Annotated in this window: 14 protein-coding genes; 4 read left to right on the top strand and 10 right to left on the bottom strand. The window is 70.0% G+C overall.

The annotated features are described in order from the left end of the window. The first annotated feature begins 14 nt into the window (after positions 1-14). On the top strand, positions 15-731 hold the full coding sequence (locus V7E45_RS12175; protein ID WP_333774138.1) for a TetR/AcrR family transcriptional regulator: 717 nt from the start codon (positions 15-17) through the stop codon (positions 729-731). A gap of 37 nt (positions 732-768) precedes the next feature. On the opposite strand, the gene V7E45_RS12170 is transcribed toward V7E45_RS12175, so the two are convergent. Both V7E45_RS12170 and pulA read right to left on the bottom strand, forming a co-directional pair. Further along, a complete protein-coding gene (locus tag V7E45_RS12170) occupies positions 769-1134 on the bottom strand; it encodes a 5-carboxymethyl-2-hydroxymuconate Delta-isomerase (protein WP_333774137.1) in 366 nt (121 codons plus the stop codon). Positions 1135-1166: 32 nt separating this feature from the next. Beyond that, positions 1167-6572: a pullulanase-type alpha-1,6-glucosidase gene (pulA, locus tag V7E45_RS12165; RefSeq protein ID WP_333774136.1), complete on the bottom strand. Its 5406-nt coding sequence runs from the start codon at positions 6570-6572 to the stop codon at positions 1167-1169. A gap of 253 nt (positions 6573-6825) precedes the next feature. On the opposite strand from pulA, the gene V7E45_RS12160 reads away from it, so the two are divergent. Continuing rightward, on the top strand, positions 6826-8295 hold the full coding sequence (locus V7E45_RS12160; protein ID WP_333774135.1) for a hypothetical protein: 1470 nt from the start codon (positions 6826-6828) through the stop codon (positions 8293-8295). On the opposite strand, the gene V7E45_RS12155 is transcribed toward V7E45_RS12160, so the two are convergent. The 6 genes from V7E45_RS12155 to V7E45_RS12130 all read right to left on the bottom strand — a co-directional run bounded on the left by V7E45_RS12155 (position 8270) and on the right by V7E45_RS12130 (position 16466). Then, on the bottom strand, positions 8270-9733 hold the full coding sequence (locus tag V7E45_RS12155) for a hypothetical protein (protein ID WP_333774134.1): 1464 nt from the start codon (positions 9731-9733) through the stop codon (positions 8270-8272). The genes V7E45_RS12160 and V7E45_RS12155 overlap by 26 nt on opposite strands. Before the next feature lie 60 nt (positions 9734-9793). After that, positions 9794-11170, bottom strand: a complete 1377-nt coding sequence (locus V7E45_RS12150) for an alpha-amylase (RefSeq protein WP_333774133.1) — start codon at positions 11168-11170, stop codon at positions 9794-9796. Positions 11171-11317: 147 nt separating this feature from the next. After that, positions 11318-13003: a glycoside hydrolase family 13 protein gene (locus V7E45_RS12145; RefSeq protein ID WP_333774132.1), complete on the bottom strand. Its 1686-nt coding sequence runs from the start codon at positions 13001-13003 to the stop codon at positions 11318-11320. Positions 13004-13151: 148 nt separating this feature from the next. After that, entirely contained in the window at positions 13152-14072 is a 921-nt protein-coding gene (locus V7E45_RS12140) for a sugar ABC transporter permease (protein ID WP_333774131.1), read from the bottom strand. A gap of 19 nt (positions 14073-14091) precedes the next feature. Beyond that, entirely contained in the window at positions 14092-15096 is a 1005-nt protein-coding gene (locus V7E45_RS12135) for a carbohydrate ABC transporter permease (RefSeq protein ID WP_333774130.1), read from the bottom strand. Between the two features lie 98 nt (positions 15097-15194). After that, complete coding sequence (locus V7E45_RS12130) at positions 15195-16466, bottom strand: extracellular solute-binding protein (protein ID WP_333774129.1); 1272 nt, start codon at positions 16464-16466, stop codon at positions 15195-15197. 485 nt (positions 16467-16951) lie between these two features. Between V7E45_RS12130 and V7E45_RS12125 the strand changes: the two genes are divergently transcribed. Further along, positions 16952-17980, top strand: a complete 1029-nt coding sequence (locus V7E45_RS12125) for a LacI family DNA-binding transcriptional regulator (RefSeq protein WP_333774128.1) — start codon at positions 16952-16954, stop codon at positions 17978-17980. 85 nt (positions 17981-18065) lie between these two features. Then, complete coding sequence (locus tag V7E45_RS12120; RefSeq protein ID WP_333774127.1) at positions 18066-18935, top strand: phosphatase PAP2 family protein; 870 nt, start codon at positions 18066-18068, stop codon at positions 18933-18935. A 30-nt stretch (positions 18936-18965) separates the two neighbouring features. On the opposite strand, the gene V7E45_RS12115 is transcribed toward V7E45_RS12120, so the two are convergent. Together V7E45_RS12115 and V7E45_RS12110 are read right to left on the bottom strand one after the other, a co-directional pair. Then, positions 18966-21965, bottom strand: a complete 3000-nt coding sequence (locus V7E45_RS12115) for a bifunctional [glutamine synthetase] adenylyltransferase/[glutamine synthetase]-adenylyl-L-tyrosine phosphorylase (protein ID WP_333774126.1) — start codon at positions 21963-21965, stop codon at positions 18966-18968. Between the two features lie 637 nt (positions 21966-22602). Continuing rightward, positions 22603-22867 (bottom strand): DUF72 domain-containing protein (locus V7E45_RS12110; protein WP_333774125.1); only part of this gene is annotated, 265 nt, incomplete at its 5' end.

Raw genomic sequence — 22867 nt, 5'->3', positions numbered from 1 at the left:
GGTAAGGTGTTCGCATGAGTACCGGGGTTCGCCGCAGGATGGGCGTCGAGGAGCGGCGGCAGCAGCTGATCGGCGTCGCGCTCGACCTGTTCAGCCGACGCTCGCCCGACGAGGTCTCCATCGACGAGATAGCCTCGGCCGCGGGGATCTCGCGGCCGCTGGTGTACCACTACTTCCCCGGCAAACTCAGCCTGTACGAAGCCGCGCTGAAGCGCGCCTCGGAGGACCTCGCCAGCCGGTTCGAGGAGCCCCACGAGGGTCCGCTGGGGGCCCGGCTGCTGCGCGTGATGCGCCGCTACTTCGACTTCGTCGACGACCACGGGCCCGGCTTCGCGGCGCTCATGCGCGGCGGCCCGGCCGTGCCCGCGGACGGGGTCGGCTCGAAGGAGCACACCTCGGCGACCAACGCCCTCATCGACTCGGTGCGCCAGGCCGCCTACGACCAGATCCTCTCGCACCTCGACGTCACCGACGCGTCCCCGCGCCTCGAACTCGTGATCCGCTCCTGGATCTCGCTGGCGGAGTCGACGGCGCTGATCTGGCTGGACGGCCGGCGCATCGCGCGGGCCGAGCTGGAGCGGCAACTGGTGCACGACTTCGCCGCGCTGGCCGCGGTCAGCGCCGCCTACGACCCGGACATGGCCGCGCTGGTGCGGGCCATGGTCAGGGACGAGCCGGCCGACGGCCCCTTCGCGGAGCTCGCCGGCCGGCTGATCACTCTGGCGTCCTGACCCGGCGGTCGGCCCGCCGGTCCTGCTGTCGGTCGTCCTACCGGTCGAACTTCCGGTAGGACGGGTCCAGGTCGCGGACCTCGGCGGAGGCGTGCAGGGTGATGCCGTCCTGCGGCGCCACATGGGTGCGCAGCAGTTCCAGCACGGCTTCCGTCAGCGCCGCCTTGGTCTCCTCGCCACGGCCGGCGAGGAGACCGATGGTCACGTGCACGATCGCGTGCCGCTGATCCATCTCTTCGTACCCATAGGCGGCATAAGCCTCCCGGAACAGCGTCTTGCACGCCTCCGGCCTGGCCGCAGCGATCTCGACGACCGCCTCGTGCAGCGCCCGCGCGAAGCCCTCCGCGTCGAAGCTGTCCGAATCGTCCAGCACGGCGGTGTAGTCGACGGTGATCTGCGGCATGGGTACTCCTGTTCCGGGGCGTCGAGCCGACCCTACTTCGCTGCCCGGGTGAACACCGCCACGGTCCGCGCCGGGACGGTGAACGTGCCCGAGTCGGCCGCGTAGGCGGAGGTCTTCACCGCCGGGTCCGCACCGGCGGCCTGCACGGGGTGCAGCCGGTAGTGCGATCCGGCCAGAGCGGCGATCTTCTGCTCCTGCCGTTCCGGGGTGGCGTTGAAGACCACGACCAGGTCACCGAGGCGCATGGTGATCACGCCGGGCGTCTCGTCCTTGCCGGACAGCGGGAAGGACAGCCGGTCCTGCACCTGCGTGGCCGTGCCGAGGGAGAAGGCGTTCTCACTCGTGCGGATGCGCAGCAGGTCCTGGTAGGCGGCCGAGGTCCCGGTGATCTGGGGGCAGCCCACCTTGACCGCGCCGAGCAGCGGCCTGGCGTAGTCCCACTTGGACTGGTTGTCGGCCGCCATGGGCAGCCCGCGTCCGAAGCCGTTGCCGTCGGCGCAGTTCCAGTGGATGGCGTTGAACCAGTCGCCGCTGTCGAAGGAGTTGCGGTCCAGTGACTTGGAGCGCAGCAGGTCGGTGCCCGCCTGGGAGAGGGCCGGACCCTGCGAGAGGGCGGCCGTGGCCATGGCCAGGACCTGCATGCGGGCCCGGTCGGACGCGGCGGTGTCCTTCGGGAGCTTGTAGGTCAGGGCGTCGAACAGCGACTCGTTGTCGTGCGCGTCCACGTAGGCGAGGGCGTCGCCGGGTGCGGCCGCGTAACCCGCGGGGGCGCCGTTGTAGTCGACCTCGGCGCCGGTGACCTCCTTGCCGTCCGTGTCGGTGAAGTGGTACTTGGCGAGGTTTCCGGTCAGCCCGATCTTGATCAGGTCCTGGTAGTGCAGCAGCCGGGCCTTCTGCTCCTCCTTGGTGCCGTTGGCGGTGGAGGAGTTGGGGTCGGTGTACAGACCGGAGGCGAAGCCCTGGACGCCGGGGTCGGAGTCGAAGGGGCTGCCGCCGCGCACGGCGTCACGGGCCCGGTCGGAGAAGGTGGCGATGCCGGTGCCGGCCATGTTCGCCTGCGTGGCCTGCACGAACCGGGCGTCGTTGGCGACCTCGCCGAAGTTCCAGCCCTCGCCGTAGAGGATGATCTTCTTGCCGTCGACGCCGTCCTTCTTCAGCGTCAGCGCGTCCAGGGCCTTGCGGACGGCCAGGATGTTGGCCTTCGGGTGGTGGCCCATGAGGTCGAAGCGGAAGCCGTCGACCTTGTACTCCTTGGCCCAGGTGACGATCGAGTCCACGACCAGCTTGCCCATCATCGCGTTCTCGGGCGCGGTGTTGGAGCAGCAGGTGCTGTTGGCCACCGAGCCGTCGGCGAGCAGTCGCTGGTAGTAGCCGGGCACGATCCGGTCGAGCACCGAGGTGTCCGCCTGGCCGCTGGCCGCCGTGTGGTTGTAGACGACGTCCATGACGACCCTGAGGCCGTCGCCGTTCAGTGCCTGCACCATCCTGCGGAACTGGACCGTGCGGGCGGTGCCGTCCGGGTCACTGGCGTACGAGCCCTCCGGGACCGTGTAGTGGTACGGGTCGTAGCCCCAGTTGTAGGCGTCCTTCGCGGCGGTCTTCGCCACGCACTCCTGCTGCTTGTCGGAGTCGGCCGGGTAGGAGGCCAGGTCGCAGTCGGTGGTGGCCTGGTCGGCCTTCTTCTCGGGGATGGTGGCGATGTCGAAGGCGGGCAGGAGGTGCACGTAGGAGGTGCCGGCCTTGGCCAGCGCCCGCAGGTGCTTCGAGCCGTCGCTGTTCTTGTCGGTGAAGGCCAGGTAGGTGCCCTGGTCCTTGGCCGGGACGGTCTTGTCGGCGACCGAGAAGTCCCGGATGTGCAGCTCCTGGATCTGCGCGTCCTTCAGCGGCACGGCCTTGGGCTTGCTCAGGGCCGCCCAGCCGCTCGGGGAGAGCGACTTGTCGTTCAGGTCGACGACGAGGCTGCGCTCCGAGTTCGCGGTCAGGGCGACCGAGTAGGGGTCGGTGACCTTGTTGGTGACCACCTTGCGGACGCTGGGCGCCCAGACCTTCACGACGTACCGGTAGGACCTGCCCTTCCAGGAGGCCGGGCCGGTGACGGACCAGACGCCGGTGCCGGCGTTCCGGTGCATCGTCACGGACTTGCCGTCGAGGTCGAGGTGGACGCTCTGCGCGGTCGGCGCCCAGACGGCGAGGGTCGGCCTGCCGTCGTGGAAGGTCGGCCCGAGGGCGGCCTTCGTCGCGCCGGGGTACAGGTCGTCCAGCACCCCGGCGATCTGCACGCCGGTCGCGGCCAGGACGGCGCCGTTCGCGGCCCGCTGGGTGGCGACGAGCTGCCCGCCGAGCGCGCCGCGCACCCGGTCCCGGTCGCGGGGGTCGACGGACCAGGCGGTGTAGTCCTTCAGGTGCGGGAACTTCGCCTTCTGGGCGTCGGTCAGGGTGGTCTTGGCCAGCCGCAGCCAGCGCTCGTCGTCGCTGGTCAGCGAGCCGTCCTTGACGGCGATGGAGCCGTCGTGGGAGGAGAGCAGCTGGGTGGAGGCGGCGCCGTCGACGCCGTTCCAGGCGACGGTGTCCCGGTCGATCCAGATCGCCTTGGAGGTGGTGAGGTCGAGCGCGGCCGCGCTGCCCGCGGGCTGCGGCAGCAGGTACTTCTCCTGGCCGTTCAACAGCCACACCTCGTGGCCGTCGGACTTGAGGTCGAGGGACTGGTCGGTGGGCAGGTCCTTGTCGTCGCCCTTGTGGATGATGTAGCTGAGACTGGTGGCACCCGCGCTGAGCGGAACCTCGAAGACCGCGCCATAGGCATCAGTCTTCACCGGCTTCAGCGGGTTCGACCAGTCGGTGGGGTTCGCCGCGCCGGTCCAGACGTGCAGGCCCCAGCCGTCGTAGTTCCCGTCGGCGCGGTGGTAGTGGACGACCGCCTTGGTCTCGTCCTGCGCGGGGTAGTCGGGCTTCGTGGTCAGGACGTCGGCCTTGCCCTGTTCCAGCCACACCTCGCCGGTCTTGGTGACGTCGATGCTCCGGTCGGAGGAGACGTCCTTGTTGCCGTCCTTGTCGATGACCAGGAAGCCGACGTTCGAGGCGCCGGACTTGAGCTTGACGTAGGCGAAGGCGCCGTAGGCGTCCCGGCCCACGAAGGGGTGGCTGGCGGGCCAGTTCGTGGACTCGCCGTCGGCGATGTCGCCCCAGGCGTACAGGCCCCAGTTGTCGTAGTCGCCGTCGGTGCGCTTGTAGTGGACGACCGCGTAGTCGCGAGAGGAGGCGGTGGGGACCTCGGGGGCGGGCGCGGTGCCGGTGGTGCTGGTCGCCGTGGCGCTCGCGGTGCGTCCCGCGGAGTCGACGACGACCGCCTTGTAGCGCAGGGCGGTGCCGGCCTTCACGTCCTTGCCGATGGCCTGGGTCACCTTGTACGGGGCGTGGTCCGCGGAGCCGAGGGTGCGCCAGGCGCCGTTGCCGACCTGGGCGGCGAAGACGACCCGGTCGAGCCGGCCGCCGTCGACGTCGGCGGTGAGCTCGACGGTGCCGGTGGCGCCGGCGTCCGGGGCCTTCAGGGTGAGGGACGGCTTGGCGGTGGGCTCGGCGAGGGGGCCGGCGGCCTTGAGGACGACGGCGGAGCCGGCCGGGACGGTGACCGTGACCTTGCGGTCGGCGTCGGAGTCGGCCGTGGCGCGCGTGCCGTAGATCCCGCGGTACGTCATGCCCGCGGAGCCGGTCGCGAAGGTGGCGGTCTTCGCCTCGTCGGCGTTGTTGAGGGCGACGACGTACTCGGTGCCGGAGCGGGCGTCCGTACGGGTGAAGGCGTAGACGCCGGCGCCGTCGGCCGCGTACCGCTCGGTCTGGACGCCGTCGGTGAGCGCCGGGTTGTTCCTGCGGAGCTTGGCGAGGGCGGCGATGTCCTTGTAGAGCGGGGCGCTCCGGTCGTAGGCGTCGCTCGCGTGGGTGCGGCCGGTGCCGATCTCGTCGTCGTCGAGGTAGTCGGCGACCTTGGAGGCGAACATGGTCTGGCGGGCGTCCTTGTCGCCGCCGGAGCCGGTGAAGCCCTGCTCGTCGCCGTAGTAGACGACCGGGTTGCCGCGGCTGAGGAACATCAGCTCGTTGGCGAGCTTGTCCTTGCGCAGGATGTCGGCGTCGGTGGCCTTCGGGTTGTCCTGCTTCAGGAAGTACCCGATGCGGCCCATGTCGTGGTTGCCGAGGAAGGTGACCTGCTCGTACGCGTTGGCCTTGTCGGTCGTGTACTTGTAGTCGTCACCGAAGACGCTCGCGAGCTTCTGCGCGCTGCCGCCCTGGGAGGCGTAGGAGCGGGCCGCGTCCTGGAAGGGGAAGTCGAGGGTGGCGTCGAGGCGGCCCTGGGTGACGTACGGGGAGGTGATGGAGGTGTCGGCGGAGTAGACCTCGCCGAACATGAAGAAGTTCTTCCGCCCGTGCGCCGCCGCGTAGCTGTCGAGCGCGGTGGCCCACTGGGTCCAGAACTCCATGTCCACGTGCTTGACGGTGTCGATGCGGAACCCGTCGACGCCGAAGTCCTTCACCCAGCGCTGGTAGATCTTCTCCATGCCGCTGACGACCTCGGGACGCTCGGTCCACAGGTCGTCGAGGCCGGAGAAGTCGCCGTAGGTGGTGGATTCGCCCGCGTAGGTGGAGTCGCCCCGGTTGTGGTACATCGTCGGGTCGTTGAGCCAGGACGGGACCTTGGATCTGCTCGTGACCTGCGGGGTGCGCGGGAAGGAGTCGGCGTCGACGGCCGGGAACTTGCGGCGCCCGTCGGCGTAGTCGGCGTCGTCGAAGGGCCGGCCGTCCTTGGTCAGGTACGGGAAGGCGCCCTTGGAGAGGTAGTCGTAGGACTTCTCCTTGTAGTCCACGACGTCGGCGGTGTGGTTGGTGATGACGTCGAAGAAGACCTTCATGCCCTTGGCGTGTGCCTTGGAGATGAGGGTCTGGAGGTCCTCGTTGGTCCCGAAGTGCGGGTCGACCTGGGTGAAGTCGGTGATCCAGTAGCCGTGGTAGCCGGCGGAGGCGTTGGCGCCCGTGCCCTGCACCGGTCGGTTCTTGAAGATCGGCGCCATCCAGATGGCGGTGGTGCCGAGGTCCTTGATGTAGTCGAGGCGCTCGGTCAGGCCCTTGAGGTCGCCGCCCTGGTAGAAGCCCTTGTCGGTGGGGTCGTACCCGGTGCTCAGGCGGGAGCCGGTGAGTCCGCCGCGGTCGTTGGACCGGTCGCCGTTGGCGAAACGGTCCGGCATGACGAAGTAGAACTGCTCACGGGTGTCGTCGTGCCGCGCGGGCTGGGCCGCGAGGGCCGCGTCGGACGGCGGTGCGGGAGGGGTGGCGGCATGAGCCGTCAGTGGCTGGATCAGGGCGGCTGCGAGGGCGGCGGCGGTGACGGCCGCGGCCCTTCTCGCTCGGGGCGTACGGCGCCCCCGGGGCGCCGGCCATCTGGGTATCACAGGCGGTAACTCCTTGCGATTACGGCTCTCTTGGGTCCGACCCCAACGCCGCGGCACGGCTTCGGTGCCGGGCGCCCGCGCGACCGTACCGCTGCCGAAAGGTTTACAGCAAGAGGCTTGAAAGCAACGGAAAGATCTTTCATCCGACTTGCTGGATGCGCCGAGCGGGTGAAGAGTGGCTTGTGTGGCGATTGTCGGCCCGTAACGAACGAAGGGTCGCCCCCGGCGACTTCGGTCCGCACCTGGATACACCATGGCCAGACTCCCCCGGCGGCACATCCTGCACCTGTTCGGCGCGTCCGCGGTGGCGGCAGCCCTCGCGCTCCCCATGGCCGCCGCGGCTTCCACGCCTCCCCCTCCCTCACCCGGGCTGTCGACCCCGCCCTCTCCCGGCGCGTCGACGCAGGGCACCTCACCGGGCGAGTCCAGCCCGTCCTCGCCGGTACCGGACTCCTCGGCCACCGACACCAGCGGGACGTCGAGCCGGACCGGCACGACCGGGACGACGAACCCGACCGATACATCGAGTTCGGGCGGTACGTCGGACGAGTCGACCAGCCCCACCGGGGGCGACACGTCGGCTTCCCAGGCGCCGAAGCAACAGAAGAAGGCGCTTGAAGAGGCAACGACAGGCCTGGATCAGGCGAAGAACGAGGCTCCGAAGGAGCTGGCCCCCAGTGTCGCGCAACTGACCGACACCCTCCACGCGGTGGACGACCCGGGGACCTCGCCCCAGGACCGTGACGCAGCCATCGGGACCGCCCATGCGGTGAGTTCCGCCCTGAAGGTCATCGGCGATCCCGGAACGCCGCCTGCGGTGCGGGCGCAGTTGACAGGGCTCGTGAGGCAGGTGGCGTCCGCCCTCGACGCGGCGCGCAGCCCTGGGCTCACGCCTGAGGAACGTCGCCTGACCTTCGATGTGGGGGCCAAGTCAGCGACCGCTCTGGCGGTGATCAGCGACCCCGGGACGCCGCCTGAGGAGCGGGACGACACGGCCGGTGCCGGCGACCACGTGGCCCAGGCCGCATCCCAATCCGCCCAGGCGGCCAGCTCTTCCCGCCAGAACTCGAGCGCACCGGCCTCCAGCCCTCCCCACGAGGAGACCATGCAGAGGTTGCGTTTCCTGGCCATGGTTGTGGCCGCCCTCAGCGACCGGAACACGCACGGCGGGGGCCGGCGGTCCTTGGCGAGAGCGGCGAACGAGGCCAGTTCGTCGCTGGACGGCTCCACCGACAGCCGGGCGTCGGACGAGGAGAGGGAGAAGGCACACCGGAAACTGCAGGAGCAGCTTGCCCAAGTGGAGAAGGAGCTGACGGAGTACCTCTCCGCGCAGCCCCTGCCGACCGAACCACTCGGCAAGGCGGCTGAAATCTGTACCAACTCCGTCTTCGAGAGGAGTGTTTCGAAGGAAACACTCGCGGGAGACCTGGAGAGCGTACTCCCCGGCCCGTGGAACAAGGAGGGCGTCAAAGAATTCTGGAAGTCCGAAGAAGCGGGGAACGAAACCCTGAAGATTTTCGCCGAACTGCGGAACAAGAGAATCATCGACGCCCCGTTGGCCGTCAGGCTGCTCGTCCCCAAGCTCGCCGACTCGATACCGGCGAAAGAACTCTTCACCGCACTGGGGAGTCCGGCACTGCATTGCCTGGGGGCCGCTCGTCAACTCGACCAGGACGGAGTCGAATCGGGCACCTGGGTCAAGATGGCCGAGGAACATCGATAGACTTCGTCAGTTCCGCCATCGACACCTCGGCATTGGTGTCGACCGCCGAGACGCCGAACCTGTCGAGTTCTCTCTTTCCCTCTTCCCGAGGAGGCGGTCCCGGACCCTCGAAGTGGTACGTGGAAATGGAGTAGAAAGGATATTTGGCATCGATTCCCCAGGTAGCCAACATGTAACGAGGGCCGTGTGTCACGTTGACCAGGTTGTTGTTGTGACGCACTCTGCCTAGATACAGGAGCCGGTCCCGGCACCAGTCCACCGTGCAAAAGAATCGTTCCGGCGTCACATTCCACGACGGGTGCTGATCCCCGAAGGCGTCCACATCGATCCGCCCTCGGTCCTTCCTCATGAAGGCGAGCTGCAGGTCGACGTGGAGAAGGTCGTACTTGGCGTTCCGGGGAACCTGCAGAACGTGCTCGCGCGTGTCCTCCTGGCCGCTTTCCAGCACTGTCCCGGGCTCATAGAAACGGCCCCTGCTGAGGGCGGTGTAGTACAGTTGGTCGACATTCGTCTCCGAGTCCTCCCTGGTCTTGTCGAGATCAATACTCCTCTCCCACTCGTCTACCGACGAGTCCCCCTTTTCCGAGTATCTCGCGGTCCTCCCGTACACCGAGAAGTCATCGATGATGATGTACACCGAGAACGCCCCCGTGTTCTTCACGGACAGCTTCAATGGAACTTGAAGGAAAGGATGCAGACCGTCGGCCCGCGCCGTACCGAATCCCGCTTTCAGAGTGAGATGCAAGGGCGCTACCGTGGGTTCGTACATGGTCGAGTACGCCAGACTCAGAGCGGTGAACATGGCTGACACCACCACTCCGGCCGCGACTTTCCTGGGCTGTGGAACTCCTTTCCAGGCCCTTTCCCGGAGTAACAAGCACAGCGCCCACACCGCCCAGCACCACAGCGGCACGAACGCCAGCCTGTAGGGCGTGTCTTCTCTCTCGTCAAGCCACATGAGAACAAGAAGGGTGTCGGTGGCCAGTGCGATGAGGACGCCGAGCACGGTGACCGCACCGGAAACCCTCGACTGCCGTTTGCCCCAGTAGTCGAGTGCCGCTGCCGCTGCCGCGACCAGCACCAGACCGGACAGGACGAAGACAGCCCCGGTCAGCCGCTGGGCGAAGGTCAGGGCGCCGAAGACGTCCGGCCGTCCGATCATCACGTTGAGCACCGCGGAAGCGAGCAGGCCCGCCACCATCAGCGCGCTGACGGTCCGCCGTCTCCATGCCCGGTCGGGCCACGCTTCACTGCCGCCGCCGCGCCAGAACACGTATGCCGGGTCGTCCACGTCCACGTCGGGGTGCCCGCGGCGGGCCAGCAGTTTCCGCAGTTCTCGCAGCGACCAGACACCGCCGGCAGCGTCGCTGCCGACGGTGACCCGGCGCAGGCCCCGGCCGTCCGGTGCCTCGACGACGACCCAGGGACGGATGCTCATGGGGCAAGCCTCGGACCGGAGCGGGTGCCGCGCACGCGCGGTTGCTCCGGTCGGGCGGATTCAGCAGCTCGACTTGCCGCCGTAGATCGCGAGCGCCGTGTCGGCGCCCAGGGTGGCGGTGAACTGCCCGTTCGAGTTCACCGCCACCGTCGTGTTGTTCTGCACGTTGCAGTACGTGCCCGCCGCCAGCGAGGTCTGGTAGGTGCGGGTCAGCGACGAGGACTCGTGGTTGATGGCCACGTAGCCCTTGCTGCCCCGGCCGAAGCCGATGGCGTTGTTGCCGTCGTCCCACCAGTTGGTCACGGACTGGCCGCGGGTGGCGTTGCGGAAGGCGACCATGGACTTGATCTCGGGCCAGGCGTGCTGGCACTTCCAGCCGTCCTGCCAGCACGCGTTGACCTTGCCGCCGTTGGGCGGGCCGGCGTCCACGTCCGACCACTCGTAGCCCGAGTTGATGTCCGGCGCGCCGTACGGCCAGGCCAGCATGAAGACGTTGGCCAGGGTGTACTTGGCGCCGTCCTTGTAGTTCAGGGTGGAGCCGTTGCGTTCGGTGTCGTGGTTGTCGACGAAGACGCCTGCCACCGAGCTGCCCAGGTAGCCCCAGCCCTCGCCGTAGTTGTTCAGGTAGGCGAGCTTCTCGCTGTTGAAGACGCGCTTGAGGTCGTAGGCGTAGCGGAACTCCTGGACGTCGCCGTTGCCGGTGTACTCGGTCGGCTGGACCGCCTCGTTCGCGCCGTAGATGACCTCCTGCTTCCAGTAGGCGGAGGGGTTGGTCAGGCGGCTCTTGATGTTGGCCAGGTCGTCGGCCGGGATGTGCTTGGCGGCGTCGATGCGGAAGCCGTCGACGCCCAGGGTGAGGAGGTCGTTCATGTAGCCCGCGATGGTCCTGCGGACGTAGTCCTCGCCGGTGTCGAGGTCGGCCAGGCCCACGAGTTCGCAGTGCTGGACGTTCCAGCGGTCCTGGTAGTTGGTGACCTGGGAGGTGCAGTCGTCGAAGTCGGGGCTCGAGTAGAGGCCGGGGTAGCTGTACTTCGTGTACGACGAGCCGCCGGTGCCGGTGCCGCTTCCCGCCGCCATGTGGTTGACGACGGTGTCGACGACGACCTTCACACCGGCCGAGTGGCAGGTGTTCACCATGTTCTGGAAGGCCGTGCGGTCGCCGAGGCGGCCGGCTATCCGGTACGACACCGGCTGGTAGGACGTCCACCACTGCGGGCCCTGGATGTGCTCGGCGGGCGGGGAGACCTGCACGTAGCCGTAGCCGGCCGGTCCGAGGGTGCCGGTGCACTCTTTCGCGACCGAGGCGTAGTTCCACTCGAAGAGGACGGCGGTGACGTCCTTGGTGCCGGGCGGCGAGGCCGCCGCGGTAGTCGGGTACATGCCAACCGTGAAGGCGGCCGCGACGGCCAGTGCCGCGGGGAGGGTTCTGCGTGCCACGTGGGGGCTCCTTCGTCGTTGAAGGCGCTTGCTGAAACTTTTCAGCAAACTTGCGGTGACGCAGATGTTAAAGGCCCGCTGCCGGAAAGGCAGCGGGCCGTGGTCAAGTTGATGCAAGAACTTTCAGCGAGGGCGCCGGAGGGGGCGTCAGACCGCCGCGGTCCACCAGACGGTGGTGTCCGCGGGCACCTTGGCCTCGCCGTCGGCCTCGGTCACCTCACCGCTGGCGAGCAGCACGCGACCGTACGCCGGGAGCGTCACCGACTCCCCCGTGGTGTTCGCGACGCACACGAACTCCCCGCGGCGGAAGGCGAGGACGCCCTCCGGGGCGCGCAGCCACTCGACCGCGTCGCCGGCGCCCAGGTCGGGCCGCGCACGGCGCTCGCGCAGCGCGGCGCGGTACAGCTCCAGCGTCGAGCCGGCCACGCCCGTCTGCGCCTCCACGCTCAGTTCGGCCCACTCCGCCGGCTGGGGCAGCCAGCTGCCGCCGCCGCCGAAGCCGTACGACGAGCCCTCGCGGGTCCACGGGATCGGCACCCGGCAGCCGTCGCGGAAGCCGTCCTGGCCGGCGCCCCGGAAGTAGGCCGGGTCCTGGCGCACCTCGTCGGGCAGGTCCACCACGTCGGGCAGGCCCAGTTCCTCGCCCTGGTAGACGTAGGCCGAGCCGGGCAGGGCCAGCATCAGCAGGGTCGCGGCACGGGCCCGGCGCAGACCGAGCGCGCGGTCGCCCGCCGTGCGGATCTGGGTGCCGAGGCCGGGCGGGTTGGCGAACCGGGTCGCGTGCCGGGTGACGTCGTGGTTGGACAGCACCCAGGTCGCGGGGGCGCCCACCGGGCGCATCGCCTCCAGCGTGCGGTCGATGACCGTCCGCAGCTCCTCGGCGTCCCACGCCGTGCCCAGGTACTGGAAGTTGAACGCCTGGTGCAGCTCGTCCGGGCGGACGTAGTTGGCGGTGCGCTCGACGGTCGGGGTCCAGGCCTCGGCCACGAAGATCCGCTCGCCCGCGTACTCGTCCAGGATCGTGCGCCACTGGCGGTAGATCGCGTGCACGCCGTCCTGGTCGAAGAACGGCATGACATCGTTGCCCAGCAGCTTCAGCTGGTCGTGGGAGCCGAGGTCGGGCAGGCCGTCGGCCTTCACCAGGCCGTGGGCGACGTCGATGCGGAAGCCGTCGACGCCCATGTCCAGCCAGAAGCGCAGGATGGAGCGGAACTCGTCGCCGACCGCCGGGTGCTCCCAGTTGAAGTCGGGCTGCTCGGGCGCGAAGAGGTGCAGGTACCACTCACCGGGGGTGCCGTCCGGCTCGGTGACCCGGGTCCAGGCCGGCCCGCCGAAGATGGACTCCCAGTCGTTGGGCGGCAGTTCGCCGTTCTTCCCCTTGCCGGGGCGGAAGTGGTAGCGGTCCCGCAGCGGGGAGCCGGGGCCCTCGGCGAGAGCGCGCTTGAACCACTCGTGCTGGTCGGAGGAGTGGTTGGGGACCAGGTCGACGATGATGCGCAGACCCAGCCCGCGGGCGTCGCGGATCAGCGCGTCGGCGTCGAGCAGGTTGCCGAACATGGGGTCGACCGCGCGGTAGTCGGCCACGTCGTAGCCGGCGTCGGCCTGCGGGGAGGCGTAGAAGGGGCTGAGCCACACGGCGTCCACGCCGAGGTCGCGCAGGTACGGGAGGCGGGAGCGTACGCCCTCCAGGTCGCCCATGCCGTCGCCGTTGCTGTCGGCGAAGCTGCGCGGGTAGACCTGGTAGATCACCGCGTCCCGCCACCAGTCGCGGCGCTTGGCGACGGTGGCGACGGCGGAGTCGGCGGCCGGGGCTGCGGGGGTCTGCTGGCTCATGGCTTCCTTGCTGCGTAAAAGAGGTCTGGTCAGGGGCGACGTGGTGGGCGGCTGGAGTGCGAGGCGGCCGCGGTGTCAGCGGGGTCGGATGGAACACCGCGGCCGCCTACCCGCGCGACAGGCGCGCGGGAGCCTTTCACCGGGGGCGTCAGCCCTTGGTGCCGCCCGCGGTGAGGCCGGTGACGAGGTTCTTCTGCACGAGGTAGAAGAACACCGACACGGGTATCGCGATCAGCACCGCGGTGGCGGCCATGTAGTTCCACTCGGCGTCGTGCTGGCTGACGAAGGTCTGCAGACCGACGGCGAAGGTGTACTTCGAGTCGTCGAGCATGAAGGTCGTCGCGAACGCGACCTCGCCGACGGCGGTGATGAAGTTGTAGAAGGCGGCGACGGCCAGGCCCGGGCGGGCCAGCGGCAGGATCAGCCGGAAGAAGGTGCCGAAGGGGCTCAGTCCGTCCACCCGGCCGGCCTCGTCGATCTCGAACGGGATCGTGTCGAAGTAGCCCTTGAGCAGCCAGGCGCTGTACGGCACGGCCGTGGTGCAGTTGATGACGATCAGCGACCAGTAGGTGTCGATGAGGCCGAGCTCGCTGAAGATCTCGTACATCGGCACGATCAGGATGGCGATCGGGAACGCCTGGGTGAGCAGCAGCACCCACATCAGCGACTTGTAGCCGGGAAAGCGCATGCGCGAGACGGCGTAGCCGGTGGTCGCGGCGACGAAGACACCGATCACGGTGGTGCCGAGGGCCACGATCATCGTCGACTTGAACCAGTCGAAGAAGGCGGTGTGCTGCAGCACGAAGCTGTAGTTGGAGAAGCTCAGCTTGCCCATGATCTTGCCCGGGTGCAGGTAGTCGTCCTTGTCCGGGCCGAGGGACAGGAAGAACAGCCAGGCCACCGGGGCCAGTGCGATCAGGCTCGCGACGATGAGGCCACCGTGCATCAGGGCGGCGCCCAGCGGGCCGCGCTCACCGCGCCGGCGCCCCGGACGGGTGCGTGAGGCGGCGAGGACCTGCGGGGTGACCGGGCTTCCCGGCTTGGTCTCGGGAGATGTCGTGGTGCTCATGGCGGCGGCTCCTGCGGCGTCAGAAGGCGAGCTGGTCATTGCGCTTCAGCCAGCGGAAGTAGAAGGACGTGAAGACGGCCAGGATCGACAGCAGCAGCACGCCGTAGGCGGCGGACTGGGCGAAGTCCCGGGGCTGCTGGCCGAAGCCCAGGAAGTAGGCCCAGGTCACGAGGATCTGGGCGTCGGGCGCGCCGGTCGGCCCGAAGAGCAGGAAGATGATCGCGAACTGGTTGAACGTCCAGATGATGCCGAGCAGCACCACGGTGGAGCTGACCGAGCGCAGGCCGGGCAGCGTGACGTGCCGGAACTGCTGCCAGGCGCTCGCGCCGTCCATCTCCGCGGCCTCGTACAGCGAGGAGTCGATCGACTGCAGGCCGCCGAGCAGCGAGAGCATCATGAACGGCACACCGCACCAGGTGTTCACCATGATCGCGGCGAACCGCTGCCAGAAGGTGTCCTCCAGCCACTGCGGCTGGGGCAGGTGGAGCGAGTGCAGGATCTGGTTGAGCACGCCGGAGTCGGCGAGCATGATGCGCCAGGAGAAGACGGTGACGAAGGTCGGCACGGCCCAGGGCAGGACCAGCAGCAGCCGGTAGACGGTGCGGCCGCGCAGCTTCTGGTTCAGCATGAGCGCGAGGCCCAGGCCGATGGAGTAGTGCAGGGCCACACAGGCGGCGGTCCAGAAGATGGTCCACAGGAAGTGCGACCAGAACCGGTCGTACGAGGTCGGGCCGAACAGGATGTCCTTGTAGTTGTCGAACCCGATGTACTTGTACGTGGCGGCGATGTGGTTGACGCCGATGGTGCGCGCCGAGTTGAGGCTGTTGGCGTCGGTGAGCGTCAGGTAGAGGCCCCGCACGAGCGGGTAGCCCACGATGACGCCGAGCACGACGACCACCGGGGCGATCATCGCGTAGGCGTACCAGTGTTTCTGGTAGCTGCTCCTGATGCGCTGACCCAGCCCGGGCCGCGGCGCGCGGTCACCGCGGCGCTTGCCGGTCGCGCGGTCGATGGCGACTGTCATGGTTCGACACCTTTTGATCGATCAGGGGGTGGGCTGGGTACAGGGCGGTGGCCGCCGGGTCCTTCCCCCCTCGGGAAGGACCCGGCGGCCACACGGGCTCACTTGCTGAAGTCGGGCACCAGCTTGGCGATGGCCAGCTCGGCGTTGCTCAGACCCTTGTCCAGCGACTCCTTGCCACCGGCGATCTTCGGCAGCTCGGTGTCCAGCGGGCCCCACAGGGAGCTGTACTCGGGCAGCGCCGGGCGGGGCTGCGCGGCGGACAGGACGCCCTGGTAGCCGGCGATGCCGGGGTCGGCCTTGACCTTGTCGGTGTAGGCGTCGCCGCGGGTGGGCAGGGTGGAGTTCTTCAGGGCGATGGTCTCCTGGGACTTCGCCGAGGTCATGAAGTTGACGAACTTCAGCGCGGCGGCCTGGTGGGCCTTGTCGGAGCCGGCGTAGACCGAGAGGTTGTGGCCGCCGGTCGGGGCGCCCGCCTTGCCGGCCGAGCCGGCCGGGACGGTGGCGATGCCGAGGTTGGACTTGTCGCTGAAGGCCGAGCCCTTGTAGAAGTTCGTGATCTCCCAGGGACCCTGGATGATCGCGGCGACCTTGCCGTTGACGAACGCGTCCTGGATGTGGGCGTAGGCGTCGGCGGTGGTGTCGGCCTTGTGCAGGCCCTTGCCCGAGAAGGTGCTCAGCCAGGTGCCGTAGGCCTTCTTGGCGGCGGCCGAGTCCACGGTGATCTTCTTGCCGGCGGCGTCGACGGTGTCGGTGCCCTCGCCGTAGAGGAAGGACTGGGCGTAGTAGGCCTGGGTGGAGCCCCAGTAGCCGTCGACCTTGGTCTTGGCCTTGACCTTGGCGGCGTCGGACTTCAGCTCGTCCCAGGTCTTGGGGGCCTCGGTGATGCCGGCCTTCTTGAACAGGGCCTTGTTGTAGACCAGCGCCAGGGTGTCGGTGACCAGCGGCGCGCCGTAGGTCTTGCCCTCGAACTGGGCCTGCTTGATCAGGTTCGGCTGGAACTTGGCCTGGTCGGCCAGGGCCTCGGTGCCGTCCAGCGGAAGGAAGTAGCCCTTCTTGGCGAAGGCCGGGGTCCAGCCGACCTCGGAGCGCAGCACGTCCGGGGCGCCCTTGGAGCCCGCGGCGGTGTCGAACTTGTTCTGCGCCTGGTCGAAGGGGACGTCGACGTACTTGACCTTGATGTCCTTGTGGGCAGCCTCGAACTGCTGGACCAGGGCCTTGTACGTCGGTGCCTCGTTCGTGGCGTTGGAGGTGTCCCACCAGGTGATGGTCACCGGGCCGTCCGACTTGCTGTCGCTGTCGCTCCCGCCGCACGCCGTCGCCGCCAGGGCGAAGGACGCCACCAGCGCGGAGGCCGCTATGCCACGCCGCATGAGTTCTCCTTGAGGGTTTCAAGCCCGAGTGGTGCAGAAGGCGGTCCCGTCTGACGCCTCTGCGACTTGCCGACTGCGCCATTGCGGCGGCCGGGCGACTGGGAACGTAACAGCGTTGTAAGCGCTGCGAAAGACCTTGCAGCAAAAAAGTGCAAGAGAACACGGCGGTTACCTCGCCGTGACCTGCGGCTGACCCCACCGAAACCTTGATCCGCCGCCGGTCGGCGGGTTGACGGACACTTGTGCAAGACTCTGCAAGGCCTTGCCATCCGTATCCACTGCCGGAATCATCCCCTTGCGGAACGGACGCCGGTTCCGGACGAACCGAGCAGGAACACCCCCCACGAGGTCGGCCACCCGCCGACCGGACACCGAGAAGGACGAGGATCGCGATGACGCAGCAGTCCACGGCGGGACGTTCGGCCGCCCGCGCACGGCGTCCCGTCGGTGTGCAAGGCGTCAAGCGGCCGGTACAGTCCAGTGCCGTGACCACACGGCTTGCTGACATCGCTGCGCAGGCGGGGGTGAGCGAAGCGACCGTCAGCCGGGTCCTCAACGGGAAGCCGGGCGTCGCCGCCACCACCCGCCAGTCCGTGCTCGCCGCCCTGGACGTCCTCGGCTACGAGCGTCCGGTCCGGCTGCGCCAGCGCAGCGAGGGCCTGGTGGGGCTGATCACCCCGGAGCTGGAGAACCCGATATTCCCGGCCCTCGCCCAGGTCATCGGCCAGGCGCTGACCCGGCAGGGCTACACCCCGGTGCTCGCCACCCAGACCCCGGGCGGGTCCACGGAGGACGAGCTGACCGAGATGCTGGTGGACCGCGGGGTGGCGGGCATCATCTACGTCTCCGGACTGCACGCGGACACCACCGCCGACATGCAGCGCTACGAGCGGCTGCGGGCGCAGGGCGTGCCGTTCGTGCTGGTGGACGGCTTCTCGCCACAGGTGCAGGCACCCTTCATCTCCCCGGACGACCGGGCGGCCACCTCGCTCGCGGTGACCCACCTGGTGTCGCTGGGCCACACCCGGATCGGGCTCGCGCTCGGCCCGAAGCGGTTCGTGCCCGTGCAGCGCAAGATCGAGGGTTTCGTCCGCGCCATGCGGGACCAGCTGGGGCTGGACGCGCGGACGGTCGAGACCGAGCTGGTCCAGCACTCGCTGTACACCCTGGAGGGCGGCCAGGCGGCCGCGACCGCGCTGATCGAGCGCAAGTGCACCGCCGTGGTCTGCGCGAGCGACATGATGGCGCTCGGCGCCATACGGGCGGCCCGGCAGCTGGGCCTCGAAGTGCCGACGGACGTGTCGGTGGTGGGCTTCGACGACTCCCCGCTGATCGCGTTCACCGACCCGCCGCTGACCACGGTCCGCAAGCCGGTCCCGGCGATGGGGCAGGCGGCCGTGCGCACGCTGCTGGAGGAGATCGGCGGGACGCCCGCACCGCACAGCGAGTTCGTGTTCATGCCGGAACTGGTGGTGCGCGGTTCGACCGCCTCCGCGCCGGGCGACCGCAAGTGAGCCCACAGGTGTCGTAGGACGTGCGCGGGGGACCCGGCCTTGGGATGATCTGGCGGGGAACCCTTTTCTGGCAGACTCTGTTGCTATGAGTGACTCGGCCGTGACAGATCCGGAAGGTCGCGAGAAGCCGACCGTTCCGCGGGCCGTCACGGGCGGGGGCGGAAGGCGTCTCCTGCGCCGGCTGCACCGGGTCCGCCGGCCGCACCGGCCCCGGCTCTGGTTCGAGATCCTGCTGATCGCGGTGAGTTACTGGACGTACTCGCTGATCCGCAACGCGGTCCCGGAACAGCGGGCCGAGGCGCTGCGCAACGCCGACTGGGTCTGGAGCCTGGAACACCACCTGGGCGTCGCCGTCGAGCGGTCGGTCAACCACGCCGTCAACACGGTGAACTGGCTGATCATCGGCATGAACTACTACTACGCCACCCTGCACTTCGTGATCACGCTCAGTGTGCTGGTATGGCTCTATCGCTGGCATCCCGGCCGGTACGCGGCGGCCCGCCTGGTCCTGTTCGCCACCACGGGTGTGGCCCTGGTCGGTTACTACCTGTTCCCGCTGGCCCCGCCCCGGCTGATGAACGGCGGGCGCTTCGTGGACACGGTCATGGTCCACCACACCTGGGGCTCGATGGCCTCCGGCGACCTGAAGCACATGTCGAACCAGTACGCGGCCATGCCGTCGATGCACATCGGCTGGTCGCTGTGGTGCGGACTGACCGTCTGCGCGCTGGCCTCCGTGCCCTGGGCGCGGCTGCTGGGGCTGCTCTACCCGGTGGCGACCCTGATCGTCATCGTCGCCACCGCCAACCACTTCTGGCTGGACGCGGTGGGCGGCGGCCTCTGCCTGGCCTTCGGTTTCAGCGTGGCCAGACTCTGGTACGGCAGCCTGCCGCACTCCCTGCCCCGGCTGGTGCCGGCCCCGGCGGGCGGGGGCGGTCGGTTCCCAACCGCGTAGACCGGTCGTCTCCCGTCCGCGTAGACCGGGTCAGTTGCCGTCCGCGTAGAACAGCTCGTCGACGACCGCGCGGGCCCGCCGGGCGGTCCGGCGGTAGGCGTCCAGCATGTCCCCGGCGTGCCCGGCGCCGTAGCCCAGGTAGCGGCCGACCGCGGCCAGCTCGCGGGGCTCGGTGGGGAAGGTGTCCCCGGCGCGCCCGCGCACCAGCATGACCGCGTTGCGCACCCGGGTGGCCAGCACCCACGCCTCGTCCAGGATCTCCGTCTCCTCCGGGGACAGCAGTCCGGCGGCACGCACCGCGGACAGGGCCTCGCGGGTACGGGTGGTGCGCAGCCCGGGCACCTGGTGGCCGTGCCTGAGCTGGAACAGCTGCACGGTCCACTCGACGTCGGACAGGCCGCCCGGGCCGAGTTTGGTGTGCAGCTTGGGGTCGGCGCCGCGCGGCAGCCGCTCGGACTCCATGCGGGCCTTCAGCCGGCGGATCTCCCGCACGGCGTCGTCGGCGAGCCCCCGCGGCGGGTAGCGCAGCGGGTCGATCAGCTCGATGAAGCGGCGGCCCAGGTCCTCGTCACCGGCGACCGGCTCGGCCCGCAGCAGCGCCTGCGACTCCCAGACCAGGGACCAGCGGCGGTAGTACGCCTCGTACGACTTCAGGGTGCGCACCAGCGGACCCGACTTGCCTTCCGGACGCAGGTCGGCGTCGATGAGGAGCGGCGGGTCGGCGCTCGGCAGCTGCAACAGGCGGCGCATCTCGGCGACCACCTTGTTCGCGGCGGCCGCGGCCTCCTGCTCCGCCACGCCCTCCCGCGGCTCGTGCACGAACAACACGTCGGCGTCGGAGCCGTAGCCCAGTTCGTGGCCGCCGAAACGGCCCATCCCGATGATCGCGAACCGGGTGGGCAGGGTGTCGCCCCAGCCGGCCCGTACGACCGCCCGCAGGGTGCCGGCCAGGGTGGCCGCGGTCAGGTCGGACACCGCGGCGCCGACCCGGTCGACCAGGGCGCCCTGGTCGGCCTCGACGGGGCTGGTCTCGGTGCCGTAGGAGCCGATGATGTCGGCGGCGGCCGTGCGGAACAGCTCGCGGCGGCGCACGCCACGGGCCGCGGTGACGCCCTGCTCGGCGTTCTCGGCGCGCCCCGCCGCGGCCAGGATCTCCTGCTCCAGCGGTCCGCGCCCGCGCGGCGCGAGGCCGCCGCCGTCACCGTCGCCCAGCAGCGCCACCGCCTCGGGGGCGCGCATGAGGAGGTCGGGGGCGAGGCGGCCCGCCGACAGCACCCGGGCCAGGTTCTCGGCGGCCGCGCCCTCGTCCCTGAGCAACCTGAGGTACCACGGCGTCTTGCCGAGGGCGTCGGAGACCTTCCGGAAGTTGAGCAGGCCCGCGTCCGGGTCGGCCGAGTCGGCGAACCAGCCGAGCATGACCGGCAGCAGGGTGCGCTGGATGGCCGCCTTGCGGGTGACGCCGGAGGCGAGCGCCTCCAGGTGGCGCAGGGCGGCCGCCGGGTCGGCGTAGCCGAGGGCCACCATCCGCTCGCGGGCCGCCACCGGGCTCAGCCGGGCCTCCCCCGGGGCGAGCTGGGCGACCGCGTCGAGCAGCGGGCGGTAGAACAGCTTCTCGTGCAGCCGGCGCACCACGCCGGTGTGCCGCTTCCACTCGCGGTTCAGCCCGGCCGCCGGGTCCGTGCGCAGACCGAGCGAACGGCCCAGGCGGCGCCGGTCGGCCTCGGCCTCCGGGACGAGGTGGGTGCGGCGCAGCCGGTACAGCTGGATGCGGTGCTCCATCGACCGCAGGAAGCGGTACGCCTCGTCCAGGCGGGCGCCGTCCTCGCGGCCCACGTAGCCGCCGGCGGCGAGTGCCTGGAGGGCGTCGAGGGTGCTGCCGCTGCGCAGCGACGGGTCGGTGCGGCCGTGCACGAGCTGGAGCAGCTGCACCGCGAACTCGACGTCGCGCAGGCCGCCGGGGCCGAGCTTCAGCTCGCGCTCCACCTCGGCCGCGGGGATGTTCTCCACCACGCGGCGGCGCATCTTCTGCACGTCGGTGACGAAGTTCTCGCGTTCGGCGGCCTGCCACACGAGGGGGGCGAGCGCGTCGACGTACGCCTGGCCGAGGTCGGCGTCGCCGGCCACCGGGCGAGCCTTGAGCAGGGCCTGGAACTCCCAGGTCTTCGCCCACCGCTGGTAGTAGGCGAGGTGGCTGCTCAGGGTGCGGACCAGGGGGCCGTTGCGGCCCTCGGGGCGGAGGTTGGCGTCCACCGGCCAGATCGAGCCCTCGACCGTGGTCTCGGAGCAGATCCGCATCATGTGCGAGGCCAGGGCGGTGGCGGACCGGAGCGCCTTGGCCTCGTCGGTACCCTCGGCCGCCTCCGCGACGAAGATCACGTCCACGTCGGAGACGTAGTTCAGTTCGTGGCCGCCGCACTTGCCCATCGCGATCACCGCGAGGCGGCAGGCGGCGGCGTCGTCCGGGGCGGCGGCCGCGGCCAGCGCCAGGGCGGCGCGGAGCGTGGCGGTGGCGAGGTCGGCCAGCTCGGCGGCGGTCTCGGCGACGTCGATGGTGCCGCACACGTCGCGGGCGGCGATGGACAGCAGGCAGCGGCGGTAGGCGACGCGGAGGGACACGGGGTCGGTGGCCTCGGCCAGGCCCCGTTCGAACTCCGCCACTCCGCGGTGCAGGTCGCGCGGCTCGTAGGTGACCAGAGCCTGCCAGTCGCTCGGGTGGCGGGCGAGGTGGTCCGCCAGGGCGGCGGAGGCGCCGAGCACTCCGAGCAGGCGGTCGCGCAGCGGCTTGGCCGCTATCAGGGTGTCCAGCAGTTCGCGGTGGGCGGTGGGGCCAGGCTGGGCCTCCAGCAGCCGTACCAGGCCGTGCAGGGCGAGGTCCGGGTCGGCGGTGGCGCCCAGGGCCTCCAGGAGGACCGGGTCGTCGCGTACGGCGGACAGCTCGGCGCTGTCGAGGAGGCGCTCGGCGGCCGAGGGGTCGGTGAAGCCGTGCCGCAGCAGTCGCGTGAAGGTGCTGCTTCTGCGCCCCGGCGTCATCCGCGGTCTCCCTGGATCTAGGTCGTCCTGGGCTGAGCCTAGCTGTCTGGGGCTTGGTGTGCCGGGGGTGGGGTTCGCCTGCGGGCCGCCTGCGGCGGGCGTTGGGCCGGGGTCGCCTGCGGGTCGCCTGCGGCGGGCTTTGGGCCGGGGTCGCCTGCGGCGGGCTTGGGCTCGCCGGGTGCGGGTCGGTGGGTCGCCTGCGGCGGTGCGTCGACTGCGGGTCGGTCGGCAAAGCGCCTGCGGCGGGCTGCGACGGTGCCTCGGGAGCGGGTCGGTCGGCGGGTCGCCTGCGGCGGGCTGCGGCGGTGCGTCGCGTGCGGGTCGGTCGGCGGGTCGCCTGCGGCGGGCTGCGGCGGTGCCTCAGGTGCGGGTCGGTCGGCGGGTCGCCTGCGGCGGGTCGGTCGGCGGTGCCTCAGGTGCGGGTCGGTCGGGAAAACGCCTGCGGCGGCCTGCGGCGGTGTGTAGGGGCTTGCGTTCGCCTGCGGTGTGGTGTGGGTCGGGGCCGCGCCGGGTGGTGTCCGTCCTCGGTCCGGCGGGCTGTGGGGTCCTGGTGGGGCGGGGTTCTCGCCGGCCGCTGCGGGCGGACACCACCCGGCACGTCCCCTGCCCGCCGTGCGCGGCCGCGGCGAGAGCCCGGTCAGCTCGCTGTGCTGCGGGCCGGAGCCAGCAAGTCGGCCATCGTCCGGGCCGCTTGGGCCGCCGCGTCGGCGCAGCAGTTGTTGAAGAGGAGGTGGACCTCTTCGGTGTGGGCGGCCAGGGTCTGGATCCGGGGTAGCCATTCGGACAGCTCCGCCGGGGTGTACGTGTGGCGGAAGCGGTCCTCCTTGCTGCCTGTTCCCCAGTGCGGGCTGCGGCCGTGGAAGCGGACGACGGCGAGGTGGGGGGTGGTCACGGGGGTGTCG

The organism is Streptomyces sp. IBSBF 3136 (assembly GCF_036815105.1).
Taxonomy (GTDB): domain Bacteria; phylum Actinomycetota; class Actinomycetes; order Streptomycetales; family Streptomycetaceae; genus Streptomyces.
Note: the sequence above shows the minus strand (reverse complement) of the source record. Positions and strands in the feature narration are given on the sequence as shown.

Excerpts from the sequence above, each read along its gene's own strand:
- V7E45_RS12115 (WP_333774126.1), bottom strand. The coding sequence starts at position 21,965 with ATGACGCCGGGGCGCAGAAGCAGCACCTTCACGCGACTGCTGCGGCAC.
- V7E45_RS12175 (WP_333774138.1), top strand. The coding sequence starts at position 15 with ATGAGTACCGGGGTTCGCCGCAGGATGGGCGTCGAGGAGCGGCGGCAG.
- V7E45_RS12170 (WP_333774137.1), bottom strand. The coding sequence starts at position 1,134 with ATGCCGCAGATCACCGTCGACTACACCGCCGTGCTGGACGATTCGGAC.
- V7E45_RS12140 (WP_333774131.1), bottom strand. The coding sequence starts at position 14,072 with ATGAGCACCACGACATCTCCCGAGACCAAGCCGGGAAGCCCGGTCACC.
- V7E45_RS12160 (WP_333774135.1), top strand. The coding sequence starts at position 6,826 with ATGGCCAGACTCCCCCGGCGGCACATCCTGCACCTGTTCGGCGCGTCC.
- V7E45_RS12155 (WP_333774134.1), bottom strand. The coding sequence starts at position 9,733 with ATGAGCATCCGTCCCTGGGTCGTCGTCGAGGCACCGGACGGCCGGGGC.
- V7E45_RS12130 (WP_333774129.1), bottom strand. The coding sequence starts at position 16,466 with ATGCGGCGTGGCATAGCGGCCTCCGCGCTGGTGGCGTCCTTCGCCCTG.
- V7E45_RS12135 (WP_333774130.1), bottom strand. The coding sequence starts at position 15,096 with ATGACAGTCGCCATCGACCGCGCGACCGGCAAGCGCCGCGGTGACCGC.
- V7E45_RS12145 (WP_333774132.1), bottom strand. The coding sequence starts at position 13,003 with ATGAGCCAGCAGACCCCCGCAGCCCCGGCCGCCGACTCCGCCGTCGCC.
- V7E45_RS12120 (WP_333774127.1), top strand. The coding sequence starts at position 18,066 with ATGAGTGACTCGGCCGTGACAGATCCGGAAGGTCGCGAGAAGCCGACC.